At 44.4% G+C, this 25,429-nt stretch carries 16 protein-coding genes and 1 riboswitch; of the genes, 5 read left to right on the plus strand and 11 right to left on the minus strand.

Annotation, left to right across the window (positions count from 1 at the left end; all coding sequences use genetic code 11):
- Positions 1-62: 62 nt before the first annotated feature.
- The 4 genes from metF to HUW51_RS09690 form a co-directional block, all read right to left on the minus strand.
- A complete protein-coding gene (gene metF / locus HUW51_RS09675; RefSeq protein ID WP_185273777.1) occupies positions 63-1,016 on the minus strand; it encodes a methylenetetrahydrofolate reductase [NAD(P)H] in 954 nt (317 codons plus the stop codon).
- Positions 1,017-1,134: 118 nt separating this feature from the next.
- Complete coding sequence (metH, locus tag HUW51_RS09680; protein ID WP_185273779.1) at positions 1,135-4,812, minus strand: methionine synthase; 3,678 nt, start codon at positions 4,810-4,812, stop codon at positions 1,135-1,137.
- A gap of 100 nt (positions 4,813-4,912) precedes the next feature.
- Positions 4,913-5,022: riboswitch (SAM riboswitch) on the minus strand.
- 300 nt (positions 5,023-5,322) lie between these two features.
- Entirely contained in the window at positions 5,323-6,759 is a 1,437-nt protein-coding gene (locus HUW51_RS09685) for a T9SS type A sorting domain-containing protein (protein WP_185273780.1), read from the minus strand.
- A gap of 393 nt (positions 6,760-7,152) precedes the next feature.
- Positions 7,153-8,046, minus strand: a complete 894-nt coding sequence (locus HUW51_RS09690) for a cation diffusion facilitator family transporter (RefSeq protein WP_185273781.1) — start codon at positions 8,044-8,046, stop codon at positions 7,153-7,155.
- 388 nt (positions 8,047-8,434) lie between these two features.
- Here HUW51_RS09690 and HUW51_RS09695 point away from each other — a divergent pair, with 388 nt between their 5' ends.
- Positions 8,435-8,554, plus strand: coding sequence for a hypothetical protein (locus tag HUW51_RS09695; protein WP_185273782.1), 120 nt, complete (start codon positions 8,435-8,437; stop codon positions 8,552-8,554).
- 113 nt (positions 8,555-8,667) lie between these two features.
- Here the strand turns inward: HUW51_RS09695 and HUW51_RS09700 are convergent, their stop codons facing one another.
- On the minus strand, positions 8,668-9,372 hold the full coding sequence (locus tag HUW51_RS09700) for a septal ring lytic transglycosylase RlpA family protein (RefSeq protein ID WP_185273783.1): 705 nt from the start codon (positions 9,370-9,372) through the stop codon (positions 8,668-8,670).
- Between the two features lie 312 nt (positions 9,373-9,684).
- Between HUW51_RS09700 and HUW51_RS09705 the strand changes: the two genes are divergently transcribed.
- Complete coding sequence (locus HUW51_RS09705; protein WP_185273784.1) at positions 9,685-10,608, plus strand: DUF72 domain-containing protein; 924 nt, start codon at positions 9,685-9,687, stop codon at positions 10,606-10,608.
- Positions 10,609-11,166: 558 nt separating this feature from the next.
- Here HUW51_RS09705 and HUW51_RS09710 read toward each other — a convergent pair.
- The gene (locus HUW51_RS09710) at positions 11,167-13,233 is read right to left on the minus strand and encodes a M16 family metallopeptidase (RefSeq protein WP_185273785.1); all 2,067 of its coding nucleotides are present in this window, start codon (positions 13,231-13,233) and stop codon (positions 11,167-11,169) included.
- Between the two features lie 77 nt (positions 13,234-13,310).
- Positions 13,311-14,630, minus strand: a complete 1,320-nt coding sequence (locus HUW51_RS09715; protein WP_185273786.1) for a M16 family metallopeptidase — start codon at positions 14,628-14,630, stop codon at positions 13,311-13,313.
- A gap of 435 nt (positions 14,631-15,065) precedes the next feature.
- Here HUW51_RS09715 and HUW51_RS09720 point away from each other — a divergent pair, with 435 nt between their 5' ends.
- Positions 15,066-16,259: a sulfite oxidase gene (locus tag HUW51_RS09720; protein WP_394353954.1), complete on the plus strand. Its 1,194-nt coding sequence runs from the start codon at positions 15,066-15,068 to the stop codon at positions 16,257-16,259.
- Between the two features lie 44 nt (positions 16,260-16,303).
- Positions 16,304-16,744 carry a hypothetical protein gene (locus HUW51_RS09725; protein ID WP_185273790.1) on the plus strand — a complete coding sequence of 147 codons (441 nt, stop codon included), beginning with the start codon at positions 16,304-16,306 and terminating at the stop codon, positions 16,742-16,744.
- A gap of 233 nt (positions 16,745-16,977) precedes the next feature.
- On the opposite strand, the gene HUW51_RS09730 is transcribed toward HUW51_RS09725, so the two are convergent.
- Positions 16,978-17,328 carry a hypothetical protein gene (locus HUW51_RS09730; protein ID WP_185273792.1) on the minus strand — a complete coding sequence of 117 codons (351 nt, stop codon included), beginning with the start codon at positions 17,326-17,328 and terminating at the stop codon, positions 16,978-16,980.
- 607 nt (positions 17,329-17,935) lie between these two features.
- Here HUW51_RS09730 and HUW51_RS09735 point away from each other — a divergent pair.
- On the plus strand, positions 17,936-19,912 hold the full coding sequence (locus tag HUW51_RS09735) for a glycoside hydrolase family 97 protein (protein WP_185273794.1): 1,977 nt from the start codon (positions 17,936-17,938) through the stop codon (positions 19,910-19,912).
- A gap of 169 nt (positions 19,913-20,081) precedes the next feature.
- On the opposite strand, the gene HUW51_RS09740 is transcribed toward HUW51_RS09735, so the two are convergent.
- From HUW51_RS09740 to HUW51_RS09750, 3 genes are all read right to left on the minus strand, one after another.
- The gene (locus HUW51_RS09740; protein ID WP_185273795.1) at positions 20,082-22,148 is read right to left on the minus strand and encodes a T9SS type A sorting domain-containing protein; all 2,067 of its coding nucleotides are present in this window, start codon (positions 22,146-22,148) and stop codon (positions 20,082-20,084) included.
- A gap of 310 nt (positions 22,149-22,458) precedes the next feature.
- A complete protein-coding gene (locus HUW51_RS09745) occupies positions 22,459-24,717 on the minus strand; it encodes a M56 family metallopeptidase (protein WP_185273796.1) in 2,259 nt (752 codons plus the stop codon).
- Positions 24,714-25,103: a BlaI/MecI/CopY family transcriptional regulator gene (locus tag HUW51_RS09750; RefSeq protein ID WP_185273798.1), complete on the minus strand. Its 390-nt coding sequence runs from the start codon at positions 25,101-25,103 to the stop codon at positions 24,714-24,716. Before HUW51_RS09750 ends, HUW51_RS09745 begins: the two co-directional genes overlap by 4 nt.
- Positions 25,104-25,429: the final 326 nt, after the last annotated feature.

Raw genomic sequence — 25,429 nt, forward strand, 5'->3', positions numbered from 1 at the left:
TTTAAAAAAGCCAACGCCTTGGTTGGTGTCTTCACCAACCTACTGTGCTCCCAAGAAAATTGTTAAAAAATCTCTTTGGCGATGGCAGCGGTAGCTTCCGATTTACTCATGGTATAAAAATGCAGGCAGGGTACGCCAAACTGTACTAATTCTTTACACTGCTGCGTAGCCCACTCAATCCCAACTTGGCGTACTGCTTGCGGTGTTTGAGCGCTATCAATAGCCTGTACTAAATCGTTGGGAATATCGATATGGAATAAGTTGGGCAGCATGCGTAGCTGGTTTTTCACCGTAAGCGGTTTTATGCCCGGAATAATGGGTACGTTGATGCCGTACTCACGACAAGCTTTTACAAAGTTGAAATACTTCTGGTTATCGAAAAACATTTGCGTAATAATGTACTGCGCGCCCATGTCTACTTTCATCTTCAAATACTTCAAGTCAATTTCCAGGTTGGGTGCTTCGCTGTGTTTTTCGGGGTAACCGGCTACTCCGGCACAAAAATTAGTAGGCACCGGATTGGCGATATCCTCGTCGAGGTAAATGCCCTGGTTTAAGTTGCATACTTGTTTTAGTAATTCAGAAGCGTACGCATGACCATCGGGGTGCGGCCGGAACTGGGCTTCTGTTTTAATAGAGTCGCCCCGAAGTACCAGCACGTTATCAATGCCCAAAAAGTTAAGGTCCATAAGGGCATTCTCGGTTTCTTCCCGGCTGAAGCCGCCGCAGATAATATGCGGCACCGCATCTACATTATATTTATGCATAATAGCCGAGCAAATACCTACGGTACCCGGCCGTTTGCGGATGCTGATTTTTTCGAGTAAGCCATTTTCCCGTTCCTTAAACACGTATTCTTCGCGGTGATAAGTAACGTTAATGAATGGCGGCTTAAACTCCATGAGCGGGTCGATGCCATTGTAGATGGATTGAATACTGGTGCCTTTTACCGGCGGTAAAATTTCGAAAGAGAAAAGCGTTTTTTTCGCGTTTGCTATATGTTCCGTTACTTTCATGTCAGGAATTATGAATTAAAAATTAGAAATTAGAAATGGTCGAAATTTTTAAAATTTTACTCCGGAGCCACTTCTAATTTCTAATTGATAATTTCTAATTTTTTATTTTTTAATTCATTTAAGCATTATACCCCAGGTTAGGAGCCAGCCAGCGTTCTACTTCGGATAAAGTCATGTTTTTACGGCGGGCGTAATCTTCGGCTTGGTCTTTATCAATTTTGCCGAGGCCAAAATAACGGGCTTTGGGGTGCGCAAAATACATTCCGGATACGGCGGCGGTTGGGTACATCGCCATGCTTTCGGTTAGGGTGATGCCGGTATGTTTTTCAACCTCAAGTAATTCAAATAAAGTAAGTTTTTCGGTGTGCTCAGGACAAGCCGGGTAACCGGGCGCTGGCCGGATGCCCTGGTACGCTTCGGCTATCAACTCGTCGTTGGTAAGTTGTTCATGCGACGCGTAACCCCACAACTCTTTGCGTACTTTTTCATGCATTAATTCGGCAAAGGCTTCTGCTAACCGATCGGCCAAGGCTTTAATCATAATGCTGTTGTAATCGTCGTGGTCGGCTTCGTACTGGGCAATTAGTTTTTCAATACCAATACCCGCGGTTACCGCAAAACCTCCGATGTAATCGTTCAAGCCACTTTCCTGCGGAGCAATAAAATCAGCGAGAGCTAAATTGGGTACGCCCGGACCTTTTTTGCTTTGCTGCCGCAATGTGCGGAACGTTACCTGGCTCAATTGCCGGCTTTCATCGGTATATATTTCAATATCGTCGTCGTTTACGGTATTGGCGGGATAGATGCCCACTACAGCGTTGGCTTGCAGTAACTTTTCTTTTACCACTTTTTTAAGTAAAACCTGGGCATCCTCAAACAACCGTACGGCTTCGGCACCTACTACTTCGTCGCTGAGAATTTTTGGATATTTACCGTGCAGTTCCCATGCCTGGAAGAATGGCGTCCAGTCGATGTAATTAACAATTTCGCTGAGTGGGTAATCGTTAAAAACCTGAGTACCCAGAACTTTAGGGGTATACACCTCTTCGGCGCGCCACTCAATCGGGAATTTATTTGCCCGGGCATCGGCCAGGGAAATAAATTGCCGGTCTTGCTTACGGTTCAGGTAACTGTCGCGAAGTACGCTGTACTCCGCTTTTATATTTTTAGCGTAGGTTTCTTTTTGCTCAGGTTGCAATAAATTACCCACTACCGGCACGGTACGTGAGGCATCCAGGACGTGCACTACCGGTCCGCTGTAATTCTGGTCAATTTTTACGGCAGTATGCGCGCGCGAGGTAGTAGCTCCACCAATCAGCAAAGGAGTTTTAAATTGAAGCCGCTCCATTTCTTTGGCCACATGCACCATTTCATCCAGCGAAGGCGTAATCAGGCCGCTTAAGCCAATGATATCGGCGTTTATTTCCTGCGCGGTTTGTAAAATTTTATCGGCGGGCACCATTACACCTAAATCCACAATCTCATAATTATTACAGGCCAATACCACGCCCACAATGTTTTTACCAATATCGTGCACGTCGCCTTTTACAGTTGCGAGTAAAACCTTACCTGCATTTTTGCTTTCGTCACCGGGTTGCTTGGCGGCTTCGATAAACGGTAACAGATAGGCTACGGCTTTTTTCATCACGCGGGCGCTCTTTACTACCTGCGGCAAAAACATTTTACCGGCGCCAAATAAATCACCCACCACGTTCATGCCGTCCATTAATGGGCCTTCAATTACTTCCAGCGGACGGTCGTATTGCTGACGGGCTTCTTCAATATCGGCATCAATGTAATCGGTAATGCCTTTTACCAGCGAATGCGTCAGGCGTTCCTGTACGGGAGCGTTGCGCCAGGCTTCATCTTTTACTACTTCTTTTCCTTTATTTTTAACTTTTTCGGCGTGTTCAATTAACCGTTCGGTCGCATCCGGACGCCGGTTTAATAACACATCTTCGCAGAGTTCGAGCAAATCCTTAGGAATCTCTTCGTACACGGCAATCTGGCCGGCGTTTACAATGCCCATATCCAAACCCGCTTTAATGGCGTGGTACAGAAAGGCAGTATGCATGGCTTCGCGCACTAAATCGTTGCCCCGGAACGAGAAAGAAATATTACTCACCCCACCACTCACGCGCACGCCGGGCAAGTTTTCTTTAATCCAGCGGGTGGCATTTATAAAATCGACGGCGTAGTTATTGTGTTCTTCGATGCCGGTAGCTACCGTTAAAATATTGGGGTCGAAGATGATGTCTTCGGCGGGGAAACCTACTTCTTTGGTAAGAATATTATAAGCGCGCTCGCAGATCTGAATCCGGCGTTCGTAAGAATCAGCCTGGCCTTCTTCGTCGAAAGCCATTACTACTACCGCCGCGCCGTAGCTTAATACTTTGCGGGCAGTTTCTTTAAATTTCTCTTCGCCTTCTTTTAAGCTGATGGAGTTAACAATGCTTTTGCCCTGCACACATTTTAAACCCGCTTCAATCACGCTCCACTTAGAAGAGTCAATCATGATAGGAACGCGCGAAATATCCGGTTCGGCGGCAATTAAATTTAAAAAATGAACCATGGCTTTCTCAGAATCGAGCATGCCTTCGTCCATGTTCACGTCAATAATCTGAGCGCCGTTTTCTACCTGCTCGCGGGCAATACTCAAAGCTTCTTCGTACTGCTCGTTTAAAATAAGGCGGGCAAATTTCTTGGAGCCAGTTACGTTGGTGCGTTCGCCAATATTTACAAATGTAGAACCTTCAAAAATAGTAAGCGGCTCTAATCCGCTAAGTTTGGGTACGGATGGTAATTTTGGAATTTCCCGGGGCGGATATTTAGCGGCTTCCTGGGCAATAGCTTTAATGTGCGCTGGCGACGTGCCACAACAACCCCCGATAATATTCACGAAGTTATTTTCCAGGAAATCGTGGATATGCGCGGCCATTTGCTCCGGCGTTTCGTCGTACTCGCCGAAGGCATTAGGTAAACCCGCATTGGGGTGGGCGCTCACGTAAAATTTCGCTTCTTTCGCCAACGTTTGCAGGTGCGGACGTAATTGTTTGGCGCCCAAAGCACAGTTTAATCCAACGCTTAATAAAGGTAAATGAGAGATGGAAAATAAAAACGCTTCCACGGTTTGTCCCGACAAAGTCCGGCCGCTGGCATCGGTGATAGTGCCCGATACCATTATAGGTATTCGTTTACCGGTGCGCTGCGAATATTGGTCAATGGCAAATAAGGCCGCTTTTGCATTAAGCGTATCAAAAATGGTTTCTACCAGCAAAGCATCTACGCCGCCGTCTACCAAACCTTCTATCTGGCCGGTATAAGCTTCTACTAATTCATCGAAAGTAATTGCCCGGAAAGCAGGGTTATTTACGTCCGGCGACATAGAAGCGGTACGGTTGGTAGGGCCAATGGAACCCGCCACAAAACGCGGTTTATCTGGGTTAGCAGCAGTAAATTCATCGGCCACTTCCCGGGCAATCCGGGCCGACTCGTAATTGAGTTCGTACACCAGATCTTCCATGTGGTAATCGGCCATACCCACGGTGGTAGAGCTAAATGTATTCGTTTCGGCAATATCGGCACCGGCTTCAAAATATTTCCAGTGTATTTCCCGGATAATATCGGGCCGGGTAATGGATAGTAAATCGTTGTTGCCTTTTAAGTCGTGCGGGAAATCCCGGAAACGCTCGCCGCGGTAATCGGCCTCGGTGAGCTTATAGCCTTGGATTTGCGTACCCATGGCGCCATCCAGCACCAGGATGCGTTTTTTTACTTCTTCTTCTATGCGTGTCATCGGTGTTATAAGCAAAAAAAGTGTAGCCCTTCTGGAAGGGTATAATTTTTTGCTTATCAAGAGTTTTGAGCTGAGTTTTTCAGGCGTCGCGCCTTTTTTATCCTCATCTTCCCCCGCGGCGTGCACCGTATGGGGCTGGAAGTAGCACCCTGCCAGCCAGGGTTGCTAAGACATCAACGGGCCAAGTCCCTCCGTCTTTCTTGATAAGTTTGGCAAAGATAACACGATGAATTTTATTGTGCAAATACCAGATGTATTTATAAATATCAGCGGTTTCGGGTAGAATCTTGTGAAAAATTTAAAAATCAGGCTGGAATTGAAAAAATAAAAACCACCTCAGATTAGTGATTTTTAAAAAATTATCTTACCAGGTAAAAAATTAAACTTGGATGAGATGGATAAACCCGGAATGCTATTCAAGTAGCTTTTAAAATAGAATAAATAAGCCCCGAATTACCGGAAAAAGCTAAGGTAATTCGAGGCTTATTTTAAGGAAGGTTACAGAAGAATTTACTCAATGAGGATCTTACCACTTTGCAGTACCTTGCCGCTGTCAGTTAAAATTTGGTAAAAATAAATTCCGGTGGCTACAGGCGGTAATTTAATGCGGGTAGTGCCGGCGTTTAGTTTGGTTTGCAGGATAACCTGTTGCAGCGCATTATACAGCCGGTACCGGGTCCGAGGAAATTCCCCTTTATTTTTCACCCAAACAAAGTCCCGGGCCGGATTAGGATAAGCCGTAAACAACCCATTTGTACCCGGCTCGGAAACGCCCGGGCTTTCTCCAATACCACCGCTTACCAATGGGGGTTTAGCTACCAAGGTAAGAGTAAAGTCTTGTTGAATGAGGGTGCCATTTACTTCAGAAACACCGCGTAAAACCAATACATACGGTTGGCTGCGTCGCCAAGATTCTTCGGGAGTTAAGGTTATTTCGGCTAAAATTCCGTCTTGAGTAGCAATGGTGTCCATCGGAATAGTGGCAGATTTAAAAAATAATTCGGAGTACGCTTCCAGGTTTTTTGCCTGACCGGTAGTTTGGTATTTTACTTTTATTTTAACTGGTTGGCCAGCCGTCACGAATATTTGGTTTTCGTCGTTAATGGATAACTCCGAACGGTTTTCGATGGAGAAAGAATGCGTAAAATTATCTGGGTTTGGAACTACGGTAACCACAAAATCGCGCATCATGGTGCCCACCAGAATTTTGTTGCGGTAGCTATTTACGCGCACGGCAAAGCTGTATCGGCCTACTTGTACCGGTTTATCCCAGATAAATTCGCCGGTTCTGGCGTTAATACTTACTTGTGGCGGTAAGGTGTAGCCTTTAACATTATCTATGAAGCGGATATAATTATCGCCTGCCAGAATTCCTTTTAAAGGGGTTATGAGTTCGTATGCCAGACTATCGCCATCTAAATCAAAGGTAGCCAGACTGTGGCGGAAGGTTTGATTTTGCGTTGCGCAGGGAATTGGGATCGCCAGAAAAGAATGAGGCCGGTTGATCGGATCAAAAGCATCAATCGTAAACGTGGCAGCAATGGTAAAAGCCTGCTCATCAGAATCCGGAAGATTAACTATATTGTTGGTACGGTTCGGGGAATGGTAAACTGCTCTGTATTGGCCAGGTCCGGGAAAAGTGTATTCAAAATAATAAGTACTCAAAAAAATAACACCGCAAGAGTTACTTATTGTTACTTTGCTTACCCGTTCAGAAGTAACTTTCACCCCATCACCTAGATACAAAGTAGCCGAAGGTTCATCGGCGGCACTATTGGCATCGTGATAAGTTCTTAATTTAAAATAGTAGCGCAGCGGATTGGCTGAAGCGGTGGTATCGGATTGATACGTTAATTCGCCGCCTAAAAGGTGCGTGGCTTGTACGGGTTTAATTAATGCCAGCGAGAAGAACAAACAGCAAACCAGAGTAAAAATGGATTTAGCCATTGGAGTATAGAGTTAAAGTTTCGCCAAATTTGTTTTAAGGTAATATTTAAAAAATTTAAAAATCAGTAACTCCTCTGATTTGCTCGTAGGAGCCACCGGCAATTCTTGAAATTTTAAAATTTTAAAAATGTTAGCTGTTTATTCCGGAGTAATGGTAAAACCGCCCAATAAATTAAAAAAGTAATAGCAAAGCGAAACGCCAGGTTTAAGCTTAAAGCCCAAAGGTGGGGCCTGAGCTAGTAAATTAAACGGCGCAAACCCATGCAATTATAAGAACTCTGTCGTGCAATGGGGTTTAGGTTTGTTAAACAAATTTTCCTTTTTACCGCAAGAGAAATGATGTAAGTAGGTAACGAGTAATTACCTAAAAATGAGGTAGGTTTTTAAAAAAAATTATAAATAAGTAGGCTCCACGTGAATAAGCACATCGTACACCGACGGCTTCTGGCGCATTACCTCGGCTTTTACCGCGTGAGCAATATCGTGGCCTTCGCGCACCGATAAATTGCCGTCCACGATAATGTGTAAATCTACGAAATACTCGAAGCCCATTTTCCGGACCAGACACTTATCCAGGCCTTGTACCTGGGGCACGGTAGCCGCAATTTCCCGCACTTCGTTGGCTAAATTAGAGGGTGGCGCCGCATCCATAATCTCAGTGAACGCCGGCATAAAAATACGATAGGCATTTATCACAATAACCGCCGAAGCAATTAAAGCCGCCCAATCGTCGGCGCTTTCGTAACCAGGGCCGCCAACTAAGGCAATGGCAATACCTACGGCTGCTGTTAAAGAAGTAATGGCATCGGAACGGTGGTGCCAGGCATCGGCTTTCACGGCAGCACTTTGTATTTCGGAGCCTACCCGGTTGGTATAGCGGTACATGCCTTCTTTCACCAAAATAATTATTACCAAAATAATTAAGGTAAATGGCGCCGGAGCTACGTGCGGCGTTAAAATATGATCTACGCTTTGGATAGCAATAAATATGGCAGCGGCAATTAATGATAAAGCCACCACAATGGCAGCTAAAGGTTCGGCCTTGCCGTGGCCGTACGGGTGATTTAAATCGGGCTCTTTAGAGGCGGCCCGTAAACCAATCCAAACAATAAACGAGGTAAATACATCCGAAGCTGATTCAATGGCATCGGCGATGAGGGCGTAAGAATTACCAAAGTAGCCTGCCAGTGCTTTTATTGCTACCATGCCCAAGTTAGCCCCAATGCCCAACAAGGTAGAGCGAATCCCTTTTTTGGCGGGGTGAGCTTCGGAACGTAATCGGGTCATGGGTTAAATCTAATTAATAAAAGCTGTTTGCCTTTGCTTTACTTTAAGGGAGCGCAAAGGTAAAGTTTTTACGGCTTATTTAATTATGCATACAAGTAGTTTTTAAACGCAGGCAAAAGGCGCTTCTGTTATTTTAAAACAGATAAATGAATAACTTTTTAAAAGGCAAGTGGTTGCATTTAAAACAAAATAACCAGTAAAGTAGCAGCTCCCGATCAGGAAACCGCGCACTAGCGGTTCACGAAAATTGAATAATAATTAAAAACCGCAGCGTCGAACAAAGTGGGGCAGAATAGTGGCTACAGCAAATCGGTGGGCTATAAATCAGGTGGCCGGATTATAGAAATTTTTAAAAAAAGCGGATTTAACAGAAGTAGATTACCAACACATGCACCAAGTTATTTCGTACATCGGCCGGCATTTGGCGCAGCAACCAGCGCTTCATATAGCAACCAGCAACTGGCTGTATTCTTTAAAAAGTTGGGGACACAATCCGCTGAAAAAATAAATTTGCGGGTAGTAAAAGTTGGCGGATTATTTATTGGGGAAAACCGGCGGGGTAAACCGGTAAAAATTAAAATTTTTAAAAATCCTTCTTCGGCACAAAAGAGAGAAAATAGATCAGGAGCCGGTATGAACTTGTTTGATCATGCCCGAAATGCCATTTTTCTCTAACTCGGCTTTTACTTGTTCGGCTGTGGTGCGATCCGTGAACTTGCCGGCTACTACCCGGTGTATTTTTTTACCGTTTACGGTATCTTCGTTCATTATAATGGGCAATTCCTGATGGAAGGATCTGATTTTATCGGAGTATAATTTAGCTTTGTTGGGGTCCGAGAAAGAACCGGCTTGAATTACAAAGTACGCATCCGTATAAAGCGGGCTGGCAATGGGGGTAAGCATTTCCTGGGTTTCTGGTTCTTCCAGGGCCATTAAATCATCGGCAGTGTTATTACTTAAAACCTGCACTTTAACTTTGGTGCCGCCGCCTACATTAATCCGGCGGGCTGCCGCTTCCGACAAATCAATTATGTGGCCTTTGCGCCGAAAAGCACCCCGGTCGTTTATTTTTACTACAACACTTTCCTGGGTAGCAATATTGGTTACTTTTACTTTGGTGCCAAAAGGTAGGTATTTGTGGGCCGCAGTCATTTGGTTTTTATTAAAAACCTCACCGCTGCTGGTTTTTTTACCATGGTGTTGCGACCCGTACCAGGTAGCCGAACCAGTTGTTGCGCCTGTTTTTTGCGCGAAACCTTGCTGGCTAAGGCTGCAAAATAAGAGGGCAATAAAGCTGAATACATAAGGTAGTTTTGATAACATCATGTCTTCATTGGTTGGTGGAAAAACAAATATAGAACAAAAAATTTAAAAAGCCACATTATAGCCCCTTGGCGCTCGTTTGGTTGCAGCGTAGTGGTAACTAGTACTCTTTTAAAATGATGCTTTGTAAGGGCTAAAATCCAATGTTTGTATTGGCGTAAATACTAATAAAACAGCGATTTTCATCTATTTTGGCCAAAGTGGCTGAATGTTACGTAATTAGTAAGTAGCCGGAAAAATTTTTTATAATTAGCAGAAAAAAATACAAAAGTCAGTGCCAAAACAGTAATTTAATTTTTTATAAAGCTAAAGTTTATGGATTTTGGTAAAGTACCTTATCTGGAAAAGATAGATTTTAACTTTCCGCCGGAGCCAGCGGCTAATCAGCAGGTGTTTTCCCGCCATAAACCAGTGGCCTATTTAAAACCGCAACTTTACTTGGGCTGCCCTACCTGGACGAATAAAAGCTGGTTGGGTACGTATTATCCGGCGGGTTTACCCGCTAAAGATTTTTTGCATTATTACAGCCAACAATTTAATACAATCGAGTTAAATACCACGCACTACCGCATTCCGGACGAAGCCACGGTAACTAAATGGTGCACCGCCGTTACACCCGATTTTAAATTTTGCCCCAAATGGCCTCAGCAAATCAGCCACGAACAAGAACTGCAAGGGGCCGAAAGCGCTACCGAAGCATTTTGCACCGCTTTGCTGGCTTTTAAAGAAAATTTGGGCATGTCTTTCCTGCAGTTATCGCCCACTTTTAGCCCCGATAAATTAACGGTATTGGAAAACTTTTTAACCCGTTTACCCCGCAAAATACCTTTGGCCGTAGAAGTGCGCCACCCCGCGTGGTTTTCTGATAAAACAGCTTTTGAAGAGTTAGCCGCTTTGCTGGAAGCTTGTGAGGCCAGCACCGTAATTACGGATGTAGCCGGTCGGCGGGATGTGTTACACCTGCGCCTGAGTAGCACTACGGCCTTTGTGCGGTTTAACGGCTACCGCCACGATGCCGTTGATTATGCCCGCACCGATGCCTGGCTAAAGCAACTCATTGCCTGGCTGGAACAAGGTTTGCAAACCGTTTACTTTTTTGTGCATTACGAAGATATCTTGCATTCGCCTAAAGTAATCCGGTACATGTTGGATAAACTGGCAGCCGCCACCAACATTCCGGTATCTGCAAATAGCGCCCGACCTATCCCGCAACCGGTGCAAGGTTCTTTGTTCGATTAAAGCAATTTCTCAAAAGTTGTTTACTATTGATTCTAGGGCAACAGTTAGAATCTGGGTTTCTGGAAATGCAATTTTTTTAAAATTTTGCTTTCCTGAGTTGATTTATTAAACCACAGTATGGCCATTAAGGAAGGTGGTTTGTGAAGACACAAACCACGGCGTTGTAGTGTTTTCCTCTGTATCGGCTTTGCCAAATTGTGGTAAGGCCATCGTCTTTGTCTGCATAAACCAATTGAAGAAAATAATGTCCTGTTTTGTATCTGCACAAACCGTTAAAAAAGCAGTTTTATTAAAAAGTGCAGCAGCAATAAAAAATTAAAAAGAGTTTGTTTTCGGTGAACACTCTTTTTCTAACGACGTGGTTTATGTTTTCTTAAACTACTTCAAAGTTTTAGCAAAAGAGACAGGGTTACGAAAAACCAAAAAGGAGACTAAACAAGCTTCCAATGCCGTGGTTTGTGTCTTCACAAAACACTCTAAAGCAAAAGAGACAGGGTTATGCAAAACAAAAAAGGAGTCTGTTTAGACTCCTTTTTGGCACTCTAACTTTAAGGTTAATTATAACTTAAATAAATCGTCTTTCAAGTTTTTGTTTACTTCTACACTTTGCACGGTGGTATTGATTAACTGATTCCCGGCCCGCAATTGTGTTAAGTAAGGTACTTTTATGCCGCTTACTTCGCGGTAATCTCTTACCTCGGTAACCTGGGTGGCATTGCCGAGTTCGGTAGCTGTAACCACTATTTCCCGGATTTTTAAGCCGGTTTCCAGATCGTAGTATTGTAATAACACCTGGCCGGTGGGTAATTCCAGTTCCAGGCGGTAAGCCCGGCGTCCTTCAATGCGCTCTAATGTGCTTAAGCTTTTCTTTACGCCAAGGGCGTTGTAGCGCAAAAAGCTGTTCAGGCCGTACTGGATTTTTTGCTCCTGCACTTCTTCAGGGCTCATTACTTTGGTGCCGTTCTGGCTGATAACTTTTCCTTTATTGCCGTTGATAATGGTTTTCTGAATTTCCAGGTCGCCTACTTTAATAGATTGTACCATTTTGTCGGGTCCCTTAAAGTACTGCGTATAAGATAAATTAGCACCCGACGAAGAAATAGTGCTCCGCACCGTTAAATCTTTTACTTTATCCAGATTGGCCCGGCCACCTACGGCTTGTATGTAGTTATCCAGTACTTTGTCGGCAGTGGCTCCGGCCGGTAAAGCCAAAGTAGTGCGTTCGGCTTTGTCGGCGGTGGCAGAGTAATATTCCAGGGTACCATCTTTATCGAAGCGCTTCAAGCGGTCTTCTATTTGGTCGGCGTTACCAATTACCAGAATAATGGCCTGCTCGGGGTTCACGTATTTCTGGGCTACCTGCTGAATGGCTTCCGGGGTAACCGCGGCCACTTTTTTCAAATAATCGCGGTAATAATCTTTGGGTAGATTATAGCGGGCCGTATTAATGGCGAACAAAGCCACGGTATTCGGGTCTTCGAGGGAACGGGCAAACTCGCCGGTTACAATATTTTTAATTTTTTGCACTTCTTCGGCGGTCGCTTTTTCGGTGCGCAGCCGATTTAGTTCAAATAAAATTTCCTGTACCGCACTGTCAGTTACGGCATTGCGCACGTTGGTATTGGCCGCAAATTCTCCAATATATTTACTAGCCGATAAATCAGAATAAGCGCCGTAGGTGTAGCCGTGTTTTTCGCGCAGGTTTTGCGTGAGCCGTGAGAAACTGCCCCCCAGCATGGTATTTAGAACCCGGGCCGTAATCGCATCGTCGGTGCCGGGCTTTAAATCGGCTACATTGGCAACAGATATTACACTTTGCACCGCAGCGGGTCGATCCACGATGGCTACCCGGGTGCCCGTAATTGGGGCTGGTTTAACTATTTCGCTGCGTTTAACGTCGCCTTTTTTCCAGGCGCCAAAGTGTTTTTTTGCCAGCGCTTTAGCTTCTTTCACGGATATATCGCCCACAATGGCCAGATATCCTGCATTGGGTTTAAAATAAGTACCGTAATAACCTTGAATATCGGCTAAAGTAATGTTGTTAATGGTTTGCTCCGAAGGTACTTCGCCGAAGGGGTGATCTTTGCCGTAAAGCAGCGCGCTACGCACCAGGCTCTGAATCACGTTGGGGTTTTCCCGGGAAGCTGCCAGGCCCGATAAAGTTTGTTTTTTAATTTTATCTAATTCTTCCTGTTTAAAATCAGGGTTTAGTACTACGTCGGCGGCTAGCTCCATTAATTTACCCACGTGTTTTTTTAACCCGGCAGCCACAAAGCCGCTGGCCGAAGGTTCTAGGTTGGCTCCGATGTAGTCAATTTCTTCGTCAAGTTTTTCTTTGCTGCGGGTTTTGGTACCGGTACGTAGCATGGTGCCTGCAATATTTACATAGCCATTTTTATCGCCTTGTACAATAGGATCATTATCCAGAACCAGCGACATGGAAACTACCGGCAATTTGTGATTTTCTACCACAAAAACTTTCAGGCCGTTTTTCAACTGAAAAGATTGGGCTTCGCCTACCTGAATACTGGGCGCCGGACCCGGCGGTGGTGGAGTTTGGTTTTGCGCCAAAAGCGCCAAGGGGTAGCAAAGGGTAAGCAGTAAACTATAATAGATACGTTTCATTTTTTATGATGGAGTAAGGCGGCATTGCATTTGCTTGCTGCGGACAATGCCGGTTAACAGATAATTTTTTAAAAATTTTAATTATTAGACTTAGGTAGGTAGTGCAATACCACCCGGTTTTCGCGGGTAAAATATTGGTTGGCTACCCGGGCTAAATCTTCTTTAGTTACTTTTAAAAAATTCTGCAGTTCGGTGTTAATTAAGTTGGTGTTTTTGTAGAAGGTATGGTAATTAGCCAATTGCTCCGCGCGCCCAGCTGCTGTAAAGTTTTTTTGAATAAAGCTGTTTTCTATCTGGTTGCGCAATTTCTGAAATTCAACTTCGCTCACCTGTTCTTTCTTTACCCGTTCTATTTCGGCATCCATGCTGCGTTCTACTTCGTCAATGTTTACGCCGGCATTCGCTACCGCAAAAGCTAGAAACAAACCCGGATCTTCGAGCTGCATCGGGAAAGAGCCCACGTAAACCGCTTTTTGTTGCTGATCTACCAAAGCTTTGTTCAGGCGGGCGCTTTCGCCACCCGTGAGCAGGTTGGTAAGCATGGTAATGGCGTAGTAATCGGGGTTGGTTTGCTCCGGAATGTGATAGGCTTGTACTACTGCCGGTAATTGAATGTTATCAAAAACAATTTCGCGTACTTCCTGGGTTTTAGGCGCTTCTTTTACGGTTGGTCGCGGTATTTCTTTGGTGCCTTTGGGGATAGTTGAGAAATACTTCTGAATTAATTCTTTAGCTTGGTTTACGTCGATGTCGCCGGCAATGCTCAAAGTAGCATTATTGGGCACGTAAAAAGTTTTATAAAAATCGACAAATTCTTCTAGCGAAGCTTGGTCGATGTACTGCGCCGAGCCAATGGGCACCCAGCGGTAGGGGTGTTCGGAGAAGGCGTTGCCAAAAGCTTTTTCCAGAATAGTTCCGTAAGGCTGGTTATCAATGCGTTCTTTTTTCTCTTCTTTAATTACGTTGCGCTGCGTTTCTACCCCGGCCTGATCGATTTTAGCGCTGCGCATCCGCTCCGATTCCAGCCATAAACCCAAAGCTAATTGGTTGGAAGGTAAAACTTCGTAGTAATACGTGCGGTCTTGCGAGGTATTGGCGTTTAAAGTGCCGCCGGCAGTTTGTACTAAGTTGGTGAATTGGCCTCGTTTAATGTTTTCGGAGCCCTCAAACATTAAGTGCTCAAAAAAGTGGGCAAAACCGGTACGGTTCGATTGTTCGTTTTTAGAGCCCACGTGGTACATCACCGATACGGCCACAATAGGGGTAGTTTTATCGGGTTGCAGAATTACGTGCAAACCATTATCCAGGGTATATTCGATAAAATCAATCTTATTGCTTTGCGCACGCGCCAAAAAAGCTGTGCAAAGCAACAGACAGGTAATTAATTTTCTTTTCATAAAAGCGTTGGGAATAATTAAAAATTTAAAAGAAGGTTGCGTATAAATTAAAATAGTAAGAGGCTAGTGGTTTTACAGACTTGAGTTGAAAGCAAATATAAGCAAAAGTGCCAGGAATTACGCGCTCTTTTAACCAGGATAATCATTTAAAATGCCGTTGCGGTTGTTGCTTAATCCTGGTTATTTTGCTTTACAGACTTTATTATTTATACTGTTTATTTACCTTGTATCGGTATTTTTAAAATTTAAAAATCTTCTGGAGCGTAGTTAATTTCGTTTACTAAACGATAATTCTTAATTTTCCTTGTTTTATGTCGGGAATAGTTGCCCGTAGGTATTATGAAAAATAAAGTAAATCCAAATACAAGCTTATTTCCAAAGCCAAATTCTTTGTTTAATCTTAACCGCCGCGGCTTTATTTTTAAAACGGCGCAAATGGCCGGTTTAAGTTTAGGTTGGGGCTTGTTTGCAAAATCCTCAAAAGCAGCAACGCGCGCAGTTTATAATTCTGCCGCTTTGCCGGATAAATCGCCTTTGCCAGCTTGGAAACACCCGGACTTGATAATTTTGAGCGATAAACCTATAAATGCCGAAACCCCGCCGCACCTGCTCGACGATGCAATTACTCCGGCCGAAAAATTATTTGTTCGCAATAATGGGATAATGCCGGTAAATGTAGATGCAAAATCCTGGACCCTGACCATTGATGGCGAATCGGTGAAAAAGAAAACGGTATTTACCCTGGATGAGCTGAAAAAGAAATTTAAACATTATACCTACCAGTTGGTGCACGAATGCGCTGGAAATGGCCGGGCCGAATTTTCGCCAGCTGGTCATGGCAATCAATGGGGGAATGGCGCCGTTGGTTGTTGCGAATGGACTGGGGTACGTCTGCGGGATGTGTTAGAAGCGGCCGGTATTAAAGATGATGCAGTATATATTGGATATTACGGCAAAGACACGCACCTGAACGGCAAACCCGGCGAAGTGCCCATCTCCAGGGGCGTACCCATGCGCAAAGCCTTAGAAGACGAAGCTTTAATTGCCTGGGCTATGAACGGAAAAGACATTCCGGCGGTTCACGGGTATCCGTTACGGGTATTGTTTGGTGGTTGGCCGGCTTCTACCAGCGGCAAATGGCTGGCCCGTATTTCTATCCGGAATAAAATACACGATGGCGCCAAAATGAACGGGATGGATTATCGGTTACCCATTCACCCGATTGCGCCAGGCGCTAAAATACCCCAGGATAATGAGCATTTCCGGATTATAGAAGCCATGCCGGTAAAATCGTTGATTACTTACCCCAAAACCGGGGCACAAGTAACTGCCGGCAAGCCCCTGGAAGTGCGCGGCCACGCCTGGGCCGGCGATTTAAAAATAAACGAAATGCACGTTTCTATTGATTTTGGTTCTACGTGGCAAAAATGCACCTTAAAAGAACAACGTAACCGCAACTGCTGGCAACAATGGAGCACCCAGATTAATTTTCCGGATAAAGGATATTACGAGGTGTGGGCCCGGGCTACCGATAGCAACGGCAAAATGCAGCCCATGCTGGTACCCGCCTGGAACCCGGGTGGTTATTTAAATAATGCCTGCCACCGCATTGCCGTAGAAATTATTTAAGCCAGGTTAAGGTAGAAAGAAGTGAAAATTTAAATTTTTAAAAAATGAACAGAAAGATAGAGCAGGCGGACAGAATAAAATTAAAATGGGTAGTTTGGGCTATGGCGCTGCTGGTAGCTGTTATTACAGTTAACAATACCTATTCCCGCCCGGCTAAATCTGACCGGGCATTAGTAAATTGGGAGCGCCCCGCCAGTTTAAACGATAGCATCGATAAAAAAACCGGTTTAATTATCGCGCCTGGTTTTGCCGTGGTAAGCACCACCTGCGTGCGGTGCCATTCGCCCAAATTAATTACCGAAAAACGGGCTACACGCGAAGGTTGGCTGGCTACCATCCGGTGGATGCAGCAAACGCAAGGCTTATGGGATTTAGGCCCCCAGGAACCCGTAGTGCTGGATTACTTAGCTAAAAACTACGCCCCCAAAAACGAAGGCCGCCGCCCGTTATTAAAAACTACGGAGTGGTACAAACTAAATAACTAAGCAATTTTTTAAATTTTCTGAATTTAACATTAGATAATTAAAGTTGAACTCGTAACCTTGTATTGTTCAAACCCGGCAGGTTTTTAAAACCTGCCGGGTTTATACCGCCATTGTTCAACCTTAATATTGGTAGAGAACCTCTAATTACTATTGGTTAAGTATAAAACTAAAAATAAAAACAAAAGGGCCTCTTGGTAGTGGCCCTTTGTTTTATGTATACTACATACTTTTTCTTAATCAGCCGATGCTAAGGCCAGATACATTTTATGTTGTTTCGCCGATAAGGCGCCGGCTATTTGCTGGTTATATTCTTCGGTAACTGCCTGCATTTTTTTCTGAAGCTGTTCCGGGCTTTTAGCGTAAGCTGCTTCTACTGCTTGTATCGCTACCAGTTTTTGAAAAATTATATTTTTCACGCGGATATAGTCGGCCTCGTTTAAGCCAAGTTTTGTAGCCAGTTCGCGGGTTTGCTCAATGGCCTGCACTTTTAAGCGTTCTTCGTTGCCGCGATCCAGGTTTAAGGCGCTGGCTTGCGTAGTTACAAACGCAAGCATTAATAAGAAAAGGGTAAAAATCTTTTTCATCTTAATAAGTATAAATGTTGGTTGGTAGTTAGATTGTTTAGAGCAGTTCGTGTACTTTATATTATTTCAAAAAAACAGTCCAGAGTAAATACATCAGGTATTGCTTCCGGGTAAGGGCAATGGTAGTTGTCATAAGCTTTAGTATATAATTTAATTTTAATTTATTTATCCTGTTTTTAGATCAATACCTTCAAAATATTGAATCATATAATATATTTAATAAATTATATAGTACAAATTAGATAAATAAAACTGATTTTGCCAAAAAATGTTTCATTAATTTAAGATAAAAAAGCATTAATTTAGGCTAACAGGTTGTTTAACCAGCTAAACCCTAGTTTTTACCGGATGAATAAATCCTAACTAAAATACAGGAAGTACTACTTATAAGAAGAAAGACCAGGTATTATCCCGCGTAGAAGCTTAAATGAAACGGAGCCATTTGCTTTTTTTAGCAATAAGTACTCTGGAAGTGAACACTGCATTAGCAGGTTATAAACAGAAGAAGTATTGTGGCCTATTTTTTAAATTTTTAAAATTTAGTGTCAGCTGTTTTTTTGTTTTTTATAATTTAAAAGCTCCCCACTAAATAAGTGATAAGCACTGTATGATAAAGTATATAATTGGTTGTTTTTTGCTGCTGCTAAGCGCAGAATTACTAGCGGCTGATTCCGAAACCATTTACTCGCCAGATGGTGCCATAAAAGTAGTGGTACAAAATAAAGATCGGCTTACTTACGCGGTGTATTACAAAGAGCAGCTAGTAATAGCGCCTTCAGCAATCCGGTTAAATGTAGCCCAGGGACTGGCTACATCTGAGCAGTTACGCATTCATAAAACGCGGATTGAGTTAAAGCACGCTACTATTATTTCGCCGATTCCCGAGAAAAGAAAAGTTATTCCGGATGTTTACCGCGAGCTTACCGTGGAGTTTAAGCAGCCGTTCCGTTTATTGGTGCGGGTTTACAACGATGGTGTAGCTTGGCGCTGGTGCACGCATTTTAAAAAATCCATTGAGGTTAACAGCGAAGTAGCGGAGTTTAATTTTCCGAGGGCCGAGATGGTTTACTACTCGCCGGTGCAAAAACGGCCAGATGCCGATATATATCATACTAGTTTTGAGGAACCGTACCAAATTAAGCCACTGGACAGCGTTGCTGCCAATCAGTTAATTTTTACGCCTACTTTAATCGCCCCAGCCCAAGGGCCGCGCATTAGTATAACCGAGTCGGATTTAGAAGAATATCCGGGTATGTTTTTGCGGGGTACGGGTACCAAACAATTAACCGCCGATTTTGCCCCTTACCCCGCAGAAGAAAAAGTTTTAATCAGCGGCGAGTTTCCGCAGAAGATAGTTTCGCAGCGCAGCGCATTTATTTCCCGCACCAAAGGCAGTCGTTCTTTCCCGTGGCGGGTTTTACTCATAGTCCCGGAAGACAAAGACTTACCCGGCAATGATTTGGTTTATCGCCTGGCTTCGCCTTCGCGCGTAGCCGATGTTTCCTGGATTAAGTCGGGCAAAGGCACCGATGAGTGGATTATTGGCATTAATTTGTTTAATGTGCCTTTTAAAGCGGGCATTAACACGGCTACCTACAAGTATTACGTTGATTTTGCCAAACGTTTCGGCTTCGATCGGATAATGCTGGACGCTGGCTGGAGCGATTACCAGGATCTTTTTAAAATTAATCCAAACCTCAACATCCCGGAACTGGTGGCTTACGCCAAAGCGCAGGGTATAAAGTTAAGCATGTGGACGCTGGCTTTAACCTTGGAAAAACAACTGGAACCCGCCCTGGATCAGTTTAACAAATGGGGAGTAGATTTTATCATGACTGACTTTATTGACCGGGATGACCAGAAAGCGGTAGATTTTTACCATAAAATAGCAGCCGCTTGCGCCCGGCACAAAATCATGCTTATGTTTCATGGGGCTTTTAAACCGGCCGGCTTTAACCGCACCTGGCCGCACGCCCTCACCCGCGAAGGCGTATTAGGGTCGGAGTTTAATATCTGGAGCCATAAACCTACTCCCGAACACAACGTGCAATTGCCTTTTATCCGGATGACGGCCGGACCTATGGATTACGAACCGGGTTTGCTGGATAATGCTACCGTTAAAACTTTCCGGCCTATCGAAACCAAGGTTATGTCGCAGGGTACAAGGTGCCACCAGTTAGCCATGTTTGTGGTGTACGATAGCCCCATGCAGTTTTTCTCGGGTAATCCGGCGCAGGGATTACAGGAACCCGCTTTTATGGAGTTGCTGGGTAGCATACCCACTACCTGGGACACCACCCGGGTGCTGGAAGGAAAAGTAGGCGACTACATTATAACGGCCCGTAAAAAAGGCAACGATTGGTACATTGGCGGAATGACCGACTGGACTAGCCGGGACTTTACTTTAGAGCTGGATTTTTTAAAGGCTGGTTCTTACGAAGCTACTATTTGCCAGGATGGCGTAAACGCCGACCGCTACGCCTCGGATTATACGATTCTAACGCAAGCCATTACCCCAAACACGCCACTTACCATAACGCTTGCCCCCGGTGGCGGATTCTTAGTACGATTAAAGAAAAAGTAAGCTAATTGGGGGTACCAAAATATTCTTCCGGATTTTTAAAAATTTAAAAATCTTAGTAGCGGTTGACGATCAGAGCAAACCCAGATTATTCTGTGCGGGTATTAATAATATAATTAGCAGCAGTTTAACAACCAAATTATGCGCAATTACTAATGGGTAACTACTTGGCTTACAAACGGGTAAACTTTTCGCGGTGAATCTGGCGGCCATCGTCGTACACTAATATGTAAGTTCCGGGGCGCAAATCAGTTATATCCAAATCAATTAAGTCGTTGTTGGGTTGGTAGGCTCGGTTGTATGTCCTGTGTAAGCGGCCAACCACATCGTATAAGTAAATTTGCATCTGGCCACTGTCTTGGGTAATGTATTGCAGCCACAAGGTATTTTCGGTTACCGGGTTAGGGGCAATGGCGAAACCACTAGGTACTTCCCGCATGATGCGCACAATGGGCGAATAGCTAAACGTTTGATCGGGGTTAATTACTTTTAAGCGGTAATAGCTAATGCCCGGCAACGGCGTTACATCAGGGTACTGGTACGAATCGGTGGTTGGCGACGGGCTAACCGTGTTTAATTCTTGCCACGTAACCGCATCTTTGCTTCGTTCCAAAACAAAATAATTTACCAAATTACCACTGCTAATCGACCAGGTAGTCTGCACTTCGGTGTTGCTTGTTATTTCGGCGGTAAACAACAGCTCATCCGTAGAGGAGGTGCAATTAGCTACGGGTTGCGGAATCATCCGGCCGGGGCCGCACTGGTTCGAGATCACGTTTTGCGTCATGGTAAACTGGCCGCCGGCCACGTCGGTGCGGGCATTTAGCCGGCGACCTTCCTGGCCGCGGGTTATGGCGTAGTGCATTACGGTACCTGGTTTAATAACGTGGTTTAGCTGGTGGCCGTGACCCATTTCGTGCAAAGTCACGGTTTCAAAATCAACTTGGGTAGATTGGGGCGAGTTAATGCTGTAGTTCCACCGGGTAGTTTGACTAAAGATAACATCCATTTCGGCTACGCGCCACTGGTCAGCTATTTCGCTGCCGCAACCGGCATACCGGCTAATGCAACGCGCCAGAATACCCCGGGGCAACTCGCCGGTTTCATCAAAACAAACCAAGTTTACGTTGTCTTCGGCTACGGCCGTAAGCGGCGAAGAATTACCGATGTTCCAATTAATGCCGGTATGGCACGACCACGTGTTTAAGGCGCGGGTAAAAGCTTGTTTAGCAGGATTATTCTGATCGAAATTGCTCGAAAACTGAAAAGTATAACCGCCTTGTTCGTTGGCATTTACTAAGCGGGGCGAATAAAGTGTTTCGTCGTAGAGTACCTGCGATACGGCATATTCTATTACCAGTGCTTGGGTGCTTACCACCGAAAGTCCGCTATCGTTGGTAACCTGAATATCGCCGCTGCCGGGAGTGTTATTGCTGCTGTTTTTGCCGGGTATGCGCACCTGAATTTCATTATCGGTCCAGAAGATATAATCGGCATTGGTAATATCGATAAAGCTGGCGCCCCCGTTATCGGCATTCCGGAACTGAACAGAGCCCGTACCCCGGCTGCTGCCAAAACCGGAACCCCGGATGGTAAGCAAGCTGCCGGTACCCGCCGTTAGAGTATCCGGCGTAAAACTGCTAATCGCGGGAGTCGCTTTAGTTCGTTGGTTACCCTGCGCCTTGTTAATACCGGTTCCGGTAGCGGGATTTATAATTTTTACTGCCGGATTAGGGCGTAAATTTTTAAAATTTGGCGTAACCCGCCGGAGAACAGGATATAACTCGGTAGTAATGTTGGAATAGGTTTTAAAAGGCTCGACGGCTTGTTGGTTGGTGCTATTATACCGGATAAAACCCTGCGAACTGCTATACACCATAAAATCTACGGCGCTGCGGCCGGCCGGCAACATTTTAGATTGGGCGGGCACCAGAAAAAAAATGCCCTGGTCTTTATTTTTTAACTGCAAAGTGCCGGTAAATACGTGCATGGCCGCACCTACCCGGCCGCCTTCGGTAATAACGGTAATGGTTTCGGGAGCGGAGCCTTTTAAAATTTTAAAAATTTGTAAAGTCTGGCGGGTATAAATATTCTGGTGGGTGGCGTTCCAGTACGATTCCTGATGAATTACCTCGGCTTCTACGATGAGTGTAGCCTCTTTAGCGCGTTCATTCAGGTCTACCGGTGATAATAAACAAGATTCCTGACTTAGGGCACGCAGGGGTGCTAAACAACTCAAACAAAAACAGAAGACTCCTGAAATAACAGTAAAAAGTAATTTTTTTATTTTACCTGAGCTAGATAGTGGCATGAGTAAGAAGCAGTAATAGAAAATTAAAATTAAGTACTAACCATGGCAGCCAGAAAATCAAAGTTAATCCGTAATGCGCAAAGTATTGCTATTTTTAATACCCGGCAGGTACTATTTTACTGATAAAAGTAATAAACCGTTGTAAATAATAACGCAAGTAAGCAACAAAGTAAACCTGGCTACAATAAAAAAGGAGAAACCTAAGTTTCTCCTTTTCAGCTAGCTTACAAAATGCCGTTTAATTTTCGTCGGTTATGTTAATATTAATGCTATCGTTAAAAGAACCAGACCAATCCTGACGTTCCGGGAAAAACAATTTTTTGTATTTGTCAAAAACAGCGGCGGGTTGTTTTACGCCGTTAATGGTAAGCCCGTCCTGGTTTATTTGGATGGACATCTTTTTGGCGTCGGCTTCAATTAATTTATCCTTAATCAGTTCTTGCTTTATTTTCTCGAACTGGGCGGCCCGTTTTTCGTGTTCCTTCGCTCTTTTTGCATGTTCTTTGGCGCGCATTTCGTGCTCCTTAGCGCGCGCTTCGTGTTCCTTTAACCGGATTTCGTGTTCTTTGAGCCGTGCCTTATTCTGTAATTCAAAATTTTTCAGGCGCAACTCGTGTTCTTTGGCCAGTTGCTCCTGATTTTCGCGCAAATTTTTAAAAATTTCCTCTTGGCTTGTCTGGTCATCGCCGATCTCCTGCAGTAAAAAATTGTTCGGGTCGCTTACACCCGTTTTTATTACTACTACGCCATCTTTCCCTTCGTCGCCAAAGCGCGATTTAGCCGCTTCAGCGTGGTAAATTTGCACACTGTTAATTTTATCGTCTTTTAATTTTGCCAGGGCGGCTTTACCGCTTTTACCCAGGTACTTCGTACCATCAATAATATATAAGGTGTTGGTGGGCAAATCCAGCGTTCTTAAATACTCCAACGGTTTTTTTGGCGGTACAGGAGGCAAAGGAGGCATTGCGGGTATTGCTGGTACCCCTGGAACTGCGGGCATGGGTGGTATGGGTGGCATTTTTCCAAAACCATCTGCATTGCCGCTATAGCTAAAAGCGTAGGTTTTGTTTTCGGATTCTACTTCTTTCAGGGCTTCTTTGGTTTTGGCCAATTGCTGCGGAACTTCGCTTGCTTTTAAACGGGGTGCCCGTTGGGTGTTGGCGGTAGCCGCTTCAATTTCTTTGCGGAAATCGGCAATACTGGCTTTGGGGATTTTTTTTCCGTCCACGTACAATTCGGTGATGTCGCCTTTTTTATTTTTTATAATAATCAGGTCGCTCTTTTTGCCGGTTAATGAATCGGTAAGGTGGTAGATACTGGCTTTCAGGATATCTTCGGTTGGCGGCTTAACTACTGGGGCTGCTTTTACTGGAGTTGGTTTAATAGCCGCAGTTTTAACGGGTTTTGTTAGGTTACTTTCCGCCGAAAAGCCCGCAAAAGCACTAACCGAAATTACGGTAAGCCCCACTATTAGCACGCAGGCAGCCATAAAACCTTCGGAAAAAGTAGGCCTTAAATTCGGTTTTTGTACCAGGCGTTTTACGCGGCCCAGCAGCGAACCATCTTTACCGGCAAACGCCAGCGCCAGTTGGGGCGCGTTTACCGAAATAGCTTGCAAATGAGTTAAAGCGCGGGCGTAGGTTAGTGGGTTACCGCACCAGGCAATAGCCTGATCGTCGCAGCAGTTTTCGCGTTCTACCCGCACGTAATCGCTGATCCACCAGGTAGCCGGGTTATAGAAAAATAAAATCTCGACTACAGTTTGCAGCATATTTAGTAAATAATCTTTCCGGTAAATATGCGCTAGCTCGTGGGCCAGAATAGCCTCTACCTGGTCGGGGCTTAAACCCGCAATCGTACCGAAAGGCAGTAAAATTACCGGTTTAAAGTAGCCGATTACCAGCGGGGTTTTTACTAATGTCGATTCAAAAAGTTGTATTGTTTGCGTTACGCCCAAGTTATGCGCAATGCTGGTTAACCGGTTGTGCCAGGCCTGGCCTAACGGATATATTTTGGTGTATTTTAAACGTTGTACGTAGGCCAAACCGCCTAAAAATTTCAGTAGCATGGTTAACATGCCCAACAGCCACACCAGTACTACTGCCGGCAAATGCTTACTGAAATAATACTTAAAATTTACCAGAATAGCCCCCCGCAGCACTGGTTTGGTACTGGTAGCTGCCGAAAGATCGGCTTTGGTTTTGTTTGATGCGGCAACTTCCGGTGTTGTAGTTATAGGATTAACCCGGCTCGCTAAGGTTGCAGAAACAGATGCTTGCTGGTAAGTCCGGATAAAAGTGATACCGGCAATGAGTAAGGTAGCCAATAAGGCCGAAGTGGCCACCGCGTACCGGAGGCGGGCGGAGTGCCGCTGCAGCAAAATCAGGAGAACCGATAAAACTACGGCTACCAGGGCACCCTGCCAGAGCGAGTGCAGAATAGTCCAGCCGAGGGCCTCTACCAGCCGGGGCGAGAGAAATGCGGGTAAGTAATTCATTTTTGACCTCCTTCCAGTTTATCGAGTAAATTTCTAATTTGATTTAATTCTTCTTCGGATGTGCGGTGGTTGCCCAGCGCCTGCATCACTAATTTCATGGCCGAGCCCCGGAAAGCCGTGTCCAGGAACTTGTCGAGCAGTTGCTTTTGGGTATCTTCTTCGGGCAGCAAAGCCTGGTAAACATGCGAGCGATTACTTTTGTCTGCCGATATAAAGTTTTTATCCGCCATAATCTGCATAATTTTCAGGGTGGTGGTGTAACCTACTTCTTTGGTTTCGTTTTGTTTGTCGTTTACAAAGCGCACCGTTTGCGGACCATGTTCCCAGAGAATCTGTAAAATCTCCAGTTCGGTTTCCGTTGGTTTTATTGGTTGAGTATCAGGCATAACTGTTGTATTTAAAGGTAATTGCTTAAGCTGGATCAAACATATACGAAAAATTTCGTACATGCAAATTTTTATTACGAAATTTTTCGTAGTTCTATGTAAAAAAATTTACTTAAGGCTAAAAAATCGCAGGACAAGATTTTGGAAAAAGAAGAGGGGTTGCCTTAGACTCTTAATGGAATTAGTTAAGTTTTTAAAATTATCAATCTTTATTAATCTGAAATCTAAATCTTGATTAAAGGTTAACAATAAATTAACAGCATTGATCTACGTTTTGTGTAATACTTTAATTAAGCTTAGAAGTAATTTGAGGTTGTATTTTGAAC

This window comes from Adhaeribacter swui (genome assembly GCF_014217805.1).
Lineage (GTDB): Bacteria > Bacteroidota > Bacteroidia > Cytophagales > Hymenobacteraceae > Adhaeribacter > Adhaeribacter swui.